Annotated in this window: 11 protein-coding genes, 1 tRNA gene and 1 other RNA gene; 10 read left to right on the forward strand and 3 right to left on the reverse strand. The window is 68.3% G+C overall.

Translation table 11 applies throughout. The annotated features are described in order from the left end of the window. Window positions 1-610: c-type cytochrome (locus tag AC1DQJ_RS20680; RefSeq protein WP_477606828.1), on the reverse strand; the 610-nt coding region annotated here is incomplete at its 3' end. 137 nt (window positions 611-747) lie between these two features. On the opposite strand from AC1DQJ_RS20680, the gene AC1DQJ_RS20685 reads away from it, so the two are divergent. Genes AC1DQJ_RS20685 through AC1DQJ_RS20695 form a run of 3 tightly spaced genes read left to right on the forward strand, consistent with a single transcriptional unit; the run spans window position 748 to window position 2,632 of the window. Continuing rightward, on the forward strand, window positions 748-1,485 hold the full coding sequence (locus AC1DQJ_RS20685) for a 3-deoxy-manno-octulosonate cytidylyltransferase (protein WP_477606830.1): 738 nt from the start codon (window positions 748-750) through the stop codon (window positions 1,483-1,485). After that, on the forward strand, window positions 1,482-2,330 hold the full coding sequence (locus AC1DQJ_RS20690; RefSeq protein ID WP_477606832.1) for a prephenate dehydratase: 849 nt from the start codon (window positions 1,482-1,484) through the stop codon (window positions 2,328-2,330). The genes AC1DQJ_RS20685 and AC1DQJ_RS20690 overlap by 4 nt, the downstream gene beginning before the upstream one ends. Then, complete coding sequence (locus AC1DQJ_RS20695; protein WP_477606834.1) at window positions 2,330-2,632, forward strand: hypothetical protein; 303 nt, start codon at window positions 2,330-2,332, stop codon at window positions 2,630-2,632. Before AC1DQJ_RS20690 ends, AC1DQJ_RS20695 begins: the two co-directional genes overlap by 1 nt. Here the strand turns inward: AC1DQJ_RS20695 and nudC are convergent. Then, window positions 2,629-3,558, reverse strand: a complete 930-nt coding sequence (gene nudC / locus AC1DQJ_RS20700; RefSeq protein ID WP_477606836.1) for an NAD(+) diphosphatase — start codon at window positions 3,556-3,558, stop codon at window positions 2,629-2,631. The two genes, AC1DQJ_RS20695 and nudC, sit on opposite strands and share 4 nt — an antisense overlap. 60 nt (window positions 3,559-3,618) lie before the next feature. Between nudC and ffs the strand changes: the two genes are divergently transcribed. From ffs to recR, 4 genes are all read left to right on the forward strand, one after another. Further along, window positions 3,619-3,717, forward strand: an RNA gene (ffs, locus tag AC1DQJ_RS20705) — signal recognition particle sRNA small type. Between the two features lie 22 nt (window positions 3,718-3,739). Further along, window positions 3,740-5,542 (forward strand): DNA polymerase III subunit gamma/tau, encoded by a 1,803-nt coding sequence (locus AC1DQJ_RS20710; protein ID WP_477606838.1) that lies wholly within the window; start codon window positions 3,740-3,742, stop codon window positions 5,540-5,542. 48 nt (window positions 5,543-5,590) lie between these two features. Further along, window positions 5,591-5,917, forward strand: a complete 327-nt coding sequence (locus AC1DQJ_RS20715) for a YbaB/EbfC family nucleoid-associated protein (RefSeq protein ID WP_477606840.1) — start codon at window positions 5,591-5,593, stop codon at window positions 5,915-5,917. Between the two features lies 1 nt (window position 5,918). Next, window positions 5,919-6,521, forward strand: a complete 603-nt coding sequence (gene recR, locus AC1DQJ_RS20720; protein ID WP_477606842.1) for a recombination mediator RecR — start codon at window positions 5,919-5,921, stop codon at window positions 6,519-6,521. 4 nt (window positions 6,522-6,525) lie between these two features. Here recR and AC1DQJ_RS20725 read toward each other — a convergent pair whose 3' ends face one another. After that, window positions 6,526-7,422 (reverse strand): N-formylglutamate amidohydrolase, encoded by an 897-nt coding sequence (locus tag AC1DQJ_RS20725; RefSeq protein ID WP_477606848.1) that lies wholly within the window; start codon window positions 7,420-7,422, stop codon window positions 6,526-6,528. A gap of 122 nt (window positions 7,423-7,544) precedes the next feature. Here AC1DQJ_RS20725 and cpdR point away from each other — a divergent pair, with 122 nt between their 5' ends. The 3 genes from cpdR (at window position 7,545) to AC1DQJ_RS20740 (ending at window position 9,028) form a co-directional block, all read left to right on the forward strand. Next, complete coding sequence (gene cpdR, locus AC1DQJ_RS20730; RefSeq protein WP_477606844.1) at window positions 7,545-7,904, forward strand: cell cycle two-component system response regulator CpdR; 360 nt, start codon at window positions 7,545-7,547, stop codon at window positions 7,902-7,904. Between the two features lie 91 nt (window positions 7,905-7,995). Further along, a tRNA-Val gene (locus tag AC1DQJ_RS20735) sits at window positions 7,996-8,070 on the forward strand. A 238-nt stretch (window positions 8,071-8,308) separates the two neighbouring features. Further along, window positions 8,309-9,028, forward strand: coding sequence for a DUF2092 domain-containing protein (locus AC1DQJ_RS20740; protein WP_477606846.1), 720 nt, complete (start codon window positions 8,309-8,311; stop codon window positions 9,026-9,028). Window positions 9,029-9,407: the final 379 nt, after the last annotated feature.

A 9,407-nucleotide genomic window follows, 5' to 3' on the forward strand; every position in this document is an offset into this window, starting at 1 on the left:
GAGCTGCGCCCGCGGCCGGAGCCGCAGCGCCTTCCGCCGCCGGAGCCGCGCCGGCCGCAGCCGCGGGGTTCGGAGCCGGGAACGGCAGGTTCGAGCCCTGGCTGTTCAGATAGGCCAGCAGGTTGATCCGGTCCTCGGCCTTCTTCAGGCCGACGAAGGTCATCTTGGTGCCCGAGACGTGCTTCTGCGGCGCCTTGATGAATTCCGAGGCTTCCTCGAAGGTCCAGACGCCCAGCTTGGAGCCGTGCTCGATCATCGCCGGCGAATAGGCGAAGCCCGGGTGTTGGCCCGACTTCTTGCCGAGGATGCCATGGAGGTTCGGACCGGTGCCGTTCGGGCCGCCGGCCTCGATGGTGTGGCAGGACTTGCACTTGGCGAACACCGCTTCGCCCGCCTTGATGTCGGCGGTCGGCAGGACGGTGCCCCAGTCGATCGGAGCTTCGGCGGCCGCGCCGCCCGGGCCGGCTTCTTCAGCGACCTCAATCGCGTAGCCCGGCTTCTCGACCTCATGGTGGGCGAAAACGCCCGAGGAAACTTCTCTAAGGCCGACAAGGGCCAGGCCGGTCGCCAGCACGGCGCCCATGACTTTGTTGAACGTTAGGTCGCTCATAGTCTCTTAATCGGCCCTCTCAACGGCCAGCCGGACAGGCTGGCGTCAGCGCGGGAATCCCCGCCCCTTATTGCGCCCGGCTCTCTTACACGCTACCGCCGCCCGCGCAACCGGCCAGTTGGTCGCTCGTGGGCGTCATGAAACCGATCATCCTCATCCCGGCCCGAATGGCCGCCACCCGACTGCCCGGCAAGCCCCTCGCGGATATCGCGGGTCTGCCGATGATCGTCCGCGTACTGCGGCAAGCCGAGGCCGCGGGCATCGGTCCCGTAGCAGTTGCGGCGGGCGACGCCGAGATCGTCGAGGCGGTGACCGCGGCTGGCGGCCGCGCGGTGCTCACCGATCCCGACCTGCCCTCTGGCTCCGACCGCATCGTCGCGGCGCTGAACGTCCTCGACCCGGACGGCGCGCATGACGTGGTGATCAACCTGCAGGGCGACATTCCCTTCCTGTCGCCGTCGGTGGTGAAGGCCAGCGCCCAACTGCTGGCCGACCAGCCGAGCTGCGACATCTCCACGGTGATGGTCGCCGAGGCCGACGTCGCCGAGCGCAGCAATCCCGACATTCCCAAGGTCGTGGCCGCCATGGCGCCCGACGGCCGCAGCGCCCGCGCGCTCTATTTCACCCGCTCGGTGCTCTACGGCGACGCGCCGGTCTGGCTGCACCACGGGGTCTATGGCTACCGCCGCGAGGCGCTGCTGCGCTTCACCGAAGCCCCGCCATCGCCGCTGGAGATCCGCGAGCGCCTCGAACAACTGCGCGCGCTGGAACTCGGCATGTCGATCTGGGCCGCGGTCATCGACGAGGCGCCGATCTCGGTGGATAACCCCGCTGATCTCGAACGGGCCCGCGCCCACGCAAGGAAGACTTCATGACCAAGGGACGGATCGCCTTCCAGGGCGAGCTCGGCGCCAACAGCCACGAGGCCTGCGTCGCGGCCTTTCCGGACATGGAGCCCGTCCCGCACGCCGCCTTCGAGGAGGCGTTCGACGCGGTGAAGCTGGGCGACTGCCAGCTCGGCATGATTCCGGTGGAGAACTCGATCGCCGGCCGCGTCGCCGACGTGCACCACCTCTTGCCGTCCTCGGGCCTGAAGATCATCGGCGAGCGGTTCAAGCCGATCCACTTCCAGCTGATGGTCAATCCGGGCGTGAAGCTGGAGGACGTCAAGACCGTCGCCTCCATGCCGATCGCCCTTGGGCAATGCCGAAAATCCTTGCGCCGCATGGGGTTGAAGACCGAGCCGGTGGGCGACACGGCCCTCGCCGCCAAGCTGTTGTCGGAGCATCCGGACCCGACCCGCGGCGCGGTGTCGCCGGCCCTGGCCGCCGAACTCTACGGCCTGGAGATCGTCGCCCGCGACATCGAGGACGAGCACAACAACACCACCCGCTTCCTGGTGATGACGGCCGACAACAACCCGCCGCCGCCGCCATTCACCGCTCCGTGCGTGACCAGCTTCATCTTCCGGGTCCGCAACCTGCCCGCCGCGCTTTATAAGGCGCTCGGCGGCTTTGCGACCAATGGGGTCAACATGACCAAGCTCGAGAGCTACATGGAGAACGGCGCTTTCACGGCGACCTTCTTCTACGCCGAGGTCGACGGCCGCCCCGAAGATCGCGGCCTGGCCCGGGCTTTCGACGAGCTGAAGTTCTTCTCGGAGCGCTTCGAGATCCTCGGCGTCTATCCTGCCGACCCCTTCCGCGTGCGAGCCGGCTGATGAAGACCGTTGAAATTGACGCCAGCGGCTGCTGGAACGCAAAAGAGTTCGCCCGCCTGCTGCAGGACGCCATCCAGGCCTTGCCCGGCCACGGTTCGAGCATCGAATCGTTCGTGGATTCTATGGTGTTCGGCACCATGAGCGAGCTGTCGCCGCCCTACATGATCGTCGTGCAGGGCGCTCTGAGACCCGAGGTGCGGGCCTTCGCCGCCGACCTCTCCAACGCCATCGGCCAGGCGCGCCTGGAACGCCGCACCCGCCGTGGCGACGACGTCGAGGTGATCCTGAAGATCGAGCGCTAGTCTTCGCTCTCCGCCCAGGACTTCAGCAGTTGGTGGGCAATGGCCAGAGCGCCGGGGGCGAACGTGCCCTCGACCTTGCCGGCCAGTACGTCGCGGGCTTCGGCCTTGGTGAACCAGCGCACTTCGGAGAGCTCGGTCTGGTCGGGCGTCGCCTCGTCGCTGGCCACCTGGGCGATCAGCCCGATCATCAGCGACGACGGATAGGGCCAGGGCTGGGTCGAATGGTACGCGACCGACAGGGTCTTCAGGCCCGCCTCTTCTTCAAGCTCGCGGGCGCAAGCTTCTTCGATGCTCTCGCCGGGCTCCAGGAAGCCGGCCAGGGCCGAGAACATCCCCTTGGGCCAGATCTCCTGGCGGCCGAGCATGCAGCGCTCGCCGTGCACGGCCAGCATGATCACCACCGGGTCGGTCCGGGGGAAGTGCTCGGCGTTGCAGGCCGGGCAAGCGCGCTTCCAGCCGCCTTCGACCACGTCGGTCTGCTGGCCGCAGGCCGAGCAGTGGCGATGGCGACGACGCCACTCGAACATCGACTTGGCTGTGGCCATGATCGCCGCGTCCGTCGCCGGCATGCGCATGGCGATCGCCCGAAGCTCCTCGAACCGGCCGATCCCTGCCAGCGGGCCGTCGGCCGGATCATGGCCGCCCTCCAGGTCGATGGCGAAGATCGCGGTTTCCTGCCACAGGCCCATAAAGAGCAGCCGCTCGGCGCCGCCCGATAGGTCCTCGGCCATGCGCGAGGGGATGTAGGCGATCTGCACCCCGCCATCGGCGGAATTCTCGACCAGCGGCTTGCCGTTCCAGAGCGCGATGGCGAGCGATTCGGGGGCCAGCAACTTCTCGGCCAGCCAGGCGGCGTCGCCTCGTCGCTCGCTGGCGCGGTTCAAAGGGTTGCCGGCGAAGGTGTTTTGATGAGCTGAAAGCGGCATGCGCGGAGTTGTAGCTGCGCTGGCGCTTGCGCGCGACCCTGAAGGTCGCGATATAGGGGGCGGAGATCGGCGACGGGCGGACGCCTCGCCAACCTGGTCAGGTCCGGAAGGAAGCAGCCACAACGAGTTTCGCTCCGGGTCGTCGTTCGGTCTCCACCTTTAGCCTCAACCTCGGGCGCCAATGGCCGAAGACGAAGAACCCGAGACGCTCGAGCGCGATCCCAACACGAGCGACATGTTTGGCGCGCCCGCAGCGCCGCCGCCTGCGCCGACCGAAGAATCATCCGCCTACACCGTCATCGCGCGCAAATACCGCCCGCGCACCTTCGACGACCTCTATGGTCAGGAGGCGATGGTGCGCACCTTGCGCAACGCCTTCGCCAGCGGACGGATCGCCCACGCCTTCATGCTGACCGGCGTTCGCGGGGTCGGTAAGACCACCACCGCCCGCCTGTTGGCCCGCGCGCTCAACTACGAGACCGACACCGTCCACGAACCCAATCTCGACCTGACGGAAGAGGGCCGGCACTGCCGCCCCATCATCGAGGGGCGGCACATGGACGTGCTGGAGCTGGACGCCGCCAGCCGTACCGGCGTGGCCGACATGCGCGAGTTGCTGGACGGGGTCCGCTACTCGCCGGTCGAAGCGCGCTACAAGGTCTACATCATCGACGAGGTGCACATGCTCTCGACGGGGGCGTTCAACGCGCTCCTGAAGACCCTCGAAGAGCCGCCGCCCCACGCCAAGTTCATCTTCGCCACCACCGAGATCCGCAAGGTCCCGGTGACGATCCTGTCGCGCTGCCAGCGCTTCGACCTGCGCCGGGTCGAGCCGGACGTGATCGTCAAGAACCTCGAGATGATCGCCGGCAAGGAAGGCGCGCGGGTCGAAGCCGAAGGCATGCTGCTGATCGCCCGCGCCGCCGAAGGCTCGATGCGCGACGCCCAGTCGATGCTGGACCAGGCCATCGTCCAGGCCGACGCCGGCCAGACCGTCACCGCCGCCTCGATCCGCGACATGCTCGGCCTGGCCGACCGCGCCCAGACCATCACCCTGTTCGAACAGGTGATGCGCGGCGAGGCCGGCCCGGCGGTCGAGACCTTCCGCACGCTCTATAATTTCGGAGCTGAGCCGGGCCAGGTGATGATGGACCTGATGGACCACACCCACGGCGCTTCGGTGGCCAAGGCGATCGGTCCGCAGGCCCTGACCCTGCCCAAGGAGCAGGCCGGACGGCTGGCCGCGGTCGGCGCGGCGGTCTCCGCGGGCAATCTCTCGCGCATCTGGCAGATGCTGCTGAAGGCCCACGAGGAGGTGCGTCGCGCGCCCGACGCCGCGGCGGCCTGCGACATGGCGCTGATCCGACTGGCCTACGCGGCCGACCTGCCCGGCCCGGAAGAGGCGCTCAAGCGTCTGCAGGCGGGCGATCCAGTCGGCGCCCCTCCGCCTAGCGGTGGCGGTGGCGGTGGCGGTGGTGGTGGTGGAGTCGCGGCTAGCATGGGCGGCGGCGGCGTGACCGCCCAGGCTCGCGTCATGGCTCCGCCCCAGGCCCAGTCCGACGCGGTCCCCACCCTCAACTCGTTCGCTGACGTGCTGAACCTGATCAAGGCCAAGCGCGACATCGTCCTGCAACTGGACGTCGAACGCTATGTCCGGCCGATCAGCTTCCGACAGGGGGCCATCGAGTACGAGCCCGTCAAGGGCGCGCCGAACAACCTGGCACAGCGCCTGGTCGGACGGCTGAAGGAGTGGACCGGCCAGCCCTGGCTGATCGCCGCCCGCGGCGGCGGCGGGGCCGAAAGCCGTTGGGAGCAGGATCAGCGTGAAAAGCAGGAGGCGAGGGCCGAAGTGGAGGCCGATCCCTTCGTGACCGCGGTCATGCTGGCTTTCCCGGGGACGGAGATCGTTAGCATCCGGAATATTCCGCTGCCCGAGGCGTCGCCGATCACCGACGCGCCTGAAGACGACGAAGACGACGAGTAAGATGCGCGGCGCCGATTTGTCGCGCGGCCTATCGAGAGAGACATCGCCATGAAAGACCTCGGCTCCATCATGAAGCAGGCTCAGGCCATGCAGCAGAAGCTGGCCGACGCTCAGGCGCGCATCGCCGAGATTGTCGTCGAGGGCACCTCCGGCGGCGGTATGGTGAAGGTCACGCTGAAGGGCTCTGGCGAACTGTCCGGCGTGGAGCTGGACGAGAGCCTGCTCGCGCCGGGTGAGGGCGAGGTGATCTCGGACCTGATCGTGGCCGCGCACGCCGACGCCAAGCGCAAGCTCGACGCCCAGCAGGCCGAACTGATGCGCGAGGCCGCCGGCCCGCTGGCGGCCATGGGCCTGCCCGGCATGCCGAAGTTCTGACTTGGCCTCGTCCGCTGGTCCTGAAATCGAGCGGCTGATCTCGCTGCTCTCCAAGCTGCCGGGGCTGGGGCCCCGCTCGGCTCGGCGCTCGGCGCTGGCGCTACTGAAGCGGCGCGACCAGCTGCTGCTGCCGCTGTCCGAGGCGCTGGCGACGGCGGCCGAACGGGTGAAGACCTGCGGCGTCTGCGGATCCCTCGACACCCAGGACCCCTGCGCGATCTGCGCCGACCGGCAGCGCGACGGCTCCTTGATCTGCGTCGTCGAGGAAGTCGGCGCCCTATGGGCCATGGAGCGGGCGGCGGCCTTCCGCGGCCGCTACCACGTGCTGGGCGGCCTGCTGTCGGCGCTGGACGGCATCGGGCCGGAAGCGCTGCGCATCGGTCCGCTGGTGACGCGCGCCTCGGACGCCGACGTACGTGAGGTGATCTTGGCCTTGCCGGCGACGGTCGATGGCCAGACCACGGCGCATTACCTGGCCGAGCGGCTGGATGGGGTGGGTGTGAGCGTCACCATGCTGGCCCGCGGCGTGCCGGTGGGCGGCGAGCTCGACTGGCTCGACGACGGCACGATCAACCAGGCCATGCGGGCGCGGCGGCCGGCCTGAAGGCTTATCTCAGGCCCGTCCAGTCGGCCTGAGCTAGAGCCGCGATCACCTTCTCCAGATCAGCCTTCAGCCGCTTGAAGCCCTTGGTCGGCTCCAGGCTCATCTCGTTGAGATAGAGCCCGCGATTGATCTCGATCTGCAGGGCGTGGGTGCGCCGGCCGGGGCGGCCATAGTGCTCGGTGGTGTAGCCGCCCGCATAGGGCGCGTTGCGGGCGACTCGGTATCCGAGGTCCTCCAGTTCGCGCTCGACCGTCTGGGTGACGAGGGACGAGCAGGAGGCCCCGAAGCGGTCGCCAAGCACCATGTCGCAGGGGCCGTTGCGGCCGCCCACCTTGGCCGCCGCGGCCGGCATCGAGTGCCAGTCGATCAGGACCGCATAACCATGCGCCGAGTGGGCCTCGCCCAGCAGCCGGGCCAGCCCGGCGTGGTAGGGCGTGTGGACAGTCTCGATCCGGCGACGCGCCTCGTCGAAGGTCAGCTTGCGGGCGTAGATCTCCTGGCCCTCCGAGACCACGCGGGCGATGGCGCCTAGGCCTGCGGCCACTCGGGCCGTGCGGGCCCGGGCGAAGTCGGGCAGCTCGTCGGCGAACATCGCCTGGTCGAGCTCGAAGGCCTCCCGGTTCACGTCGATATAGGCGCGGGCCAGATTGACGCTGATCATCGCCGCGCCTTGGTCGGGACCAGAGCTGATCAGTTCATCGACGAAGGCGTCTTCCGAGCGGCGAATGGCGTGCGCGTCCAGCGCCGCCATCATGTCTTCCGGATATGAGCGGCCGGAGTGCGGCGAGGCGAACACCAGCGGGGTGGGGGCCGGCGCGCCGTCGGGGGCCGCGCGGCGCACCTCGAAGGGCGGCAGGCTCGGGGCGGGGCGATCCGCGGCGATAGGCTCCCAGGCGTTCATCGCCGCCATATGACGATGCGTCCCACCTGGGGTCAAACAGATCGCGAGCTCTCGCGGTTCATCACGGATTTACGTCTGGCGAGTTATCATCACGCCTTACGAACTCGCACTGCGGAGCGCCCATGCCCCGAATTCTACTCGCCGAAGACGACGACTCCCTGCGCGGCTTCCTGTCCCGCGCCTTGGAGCGCGCCGGCTATGAAGTGACCTCCTGCGCCGACGGCGACGAAGCCGCCGCCGTGCTGGACCAGGATTGGGACCTGCTGCTCACCGATATCGTCATGCCCGGCATGGACGGCATCGAGGTGGCTCGTCTGGCGGCCGCCAAGCATCCGGGCCTGCGGATCATGTTCATCACCGGTTTCGCCGCCGTCGCCCTGGCCGCGGGCGAGAGCGCGCCTCCCGGCGCCAAGGTGCTCTCAAAACCCATCCACCTGCGGGAAATCGTCTCCGAGGTGGAGCGGATGATGGCTGCGGCCTAGGCGGCAAAAAAGGCGTGCGGGGGCGCTTGCACAAGCCCGTCCTCGCCGCTATACCGCCGCCTCCCGTTCCCGAAAGGGAGCCGACTGGTTCGGACGTGTAGCTCAGCGGGAGAGCACCTCGTTGACATCGAGGGGGTCACAGGTTCAATCCCTGTCACGTCCACCATTCCCGCCAAGGCTAGGCGGTCCCTCGCCTCAGACACTTCCAAAGTCCATAAACGGCGCAGGTCCAACTCCGGTCATTCGGGCGTGTCCCTAGTGACTTACCCTGATGCCTTAGCGCTGAAGCCTGATGATACCACTGACGCCCACCCACTTAACGGGATCGGGCCGCTCCGGTGCATCAAGATAGCTTTGCGAAAGCTCTGGTAGGAGCGGCCATCGGCCTCGCTCTCGGTCTTGCGATGAGCACGCCGTCGCAGGCAGCCCCTCCAACGCCTAGCGCGCAGCCGGCCGGCCAGAAGATCGATCCCGCCGCCGTCGCCGCGCTCAGGGATATGAGCGCCTTCCTCCAGAGGCTTTCGACCTTCGAACTGAAGGCCCAGACCAGCCTGGATCTCGTCACCAATGATGGCCAGAAGGTCCAGTTCGACGGGGTGGCGCACTACAAGGTGCGCAAGCCGAACGCCTTCGTGATCGACGTCGTCAGCGACGAATGGACCCGGCGGTACCTGTACGACGGGCGTGAATTCACGCTCTACGCGCCGAAGCTCGGCTACTACTCAACCTGGCCAGCTCCGGCCACGATACAGGCGACCATCCAGGACGTCGAAACCCGGTTCGGCATTTCGCTGCCGCTGGACGACTTGTTTCGCTGGACCGGACCTGACGGTGCGCGCGCCGACAGCTTGGTCTCCGCCTTTCTGGTCGGCACCGACACGATCGACGGCGTGAAGACCAATCACTACGCCTTCCGTGAGGGCGAGATCGACTGGCAGGTCTGGATTCAGCAGAGCGGCCAGCCGCTGCCGCTCAAGGTCGCCATCGTCGACCGCAGGGACCCTGCCGCCCCCGGGTATGTCTCACGCCTGACCTGGACGTTGAATCCGCCGTTGACTGACGACGACTTCGCCTTCCGGCCCGCGAAAGACGCTGTTCGCATCCGCGCCATCCTCCAGCGATAGGGTTTGATCGTGAACCACGTGTCCCGCCTGGGTCTGCTCGCTGCGCTGGTCGCGATGGGGGCATTCGTCGCCGACACCAGCTTCGCCCGCGGCGGTAGAGGCGGTGGCGGCGGTGGCCGGGGCGGCGGCGGCTTCAGCAGTGGCGGCGCTCGCGGCGGCGGGGGATTCAGTGCAGGCGGAGGCGGCATTCGCAGCGGTGGCGCGACGAGCGTCCGGGGCGGAGGCTTCAATGGCGGCGGCCGCGCGTCCAGCGGTTTCACACGGCCTTCGGGCGGGGCTGGCGTAGCCACTCGGCCCAGCGGCGGGGCCGGCGGTCCAGGAGGCGTGGGTGGCCCCGGTCGACCCGGCGGCGTCGGGGGCGTGGGTGGCCCCGGAGGCC

The organism is Phenylobacterium sp. P4_E10, from assembly GCF_056401675.1.

What these genes read in the sequence shown, in the direction of transcription:
- AC1DQJ_RS20685 (WP_477606830.1), top strand. Translation starts at nt 748, where the DNA reads ATGAAACCGATCATCCTCATCCCGGCCCGAATGGCCGCCACCCGACTG.
- AC1DQJ_RS20690 (WP_477606832.1), top strand. Translation starts at nt 1,482, where the DNA reads ATGACCAAGGGACGGATCGCCTTCCAGGGCGAGCTCGGCGCCAACAGC.
- AC1DQJ_RS20695 (WP_477606834.1), top strand. Translation starts at nt 2,330, where the DNA reads ATGAAGACCGTTGAAATTGACGCCAGCGGCTGCTGGAACGCAAAAGAG.
- nudC (WP_477606836.1), bottom strand. Translation starts at nt 3,558, where the DNA reads ATGCCGCTTTCAGCTCATCAAAACACCTTCGCCGGCAACCCTTTGAAC.
- AC1DQJ_RS20710 (WP_477606838.1), top strand. Translation starts at nt 3,740, where the DNA reads ATGGCCGAAGACGAAGAACCCGAGACGCTCGAGCGCGATCCCAACACG.
- AC1DQJ_RS20715 (WP_477606840.1), top strand. Translation starts at nt 5,591, where the DNA reads ATGAAAGACCTCGGCTCCATCATGAAGCAGGCTCAGGCCATGCAGCAG.
- AC1DQJ_RS20725 (WP_477606848.1), bottom strand. Translation starts at nt 7,422, where the DNA reads ATGAACGCCTGGGAGCCTATCGCCGCGGATCGCCCCGCCCCGAGCCTG.
- cpdR (WP_477606844.1), top strand. Translation starts at nt 7,545, where the DNA reads ATGCCCCGAATTCTACTCGCCGAAGACGACGACTCCCTGCGCGGCTTC.
- AC1DQJ_RS20740 (WP_477606846.1), top strand. Translation starts at nt 8,309, where the DNA reads ATGAGCACGCCGTCGCAGGCAGCCCCTCCAACGCCTAGCGCGCAGCCG.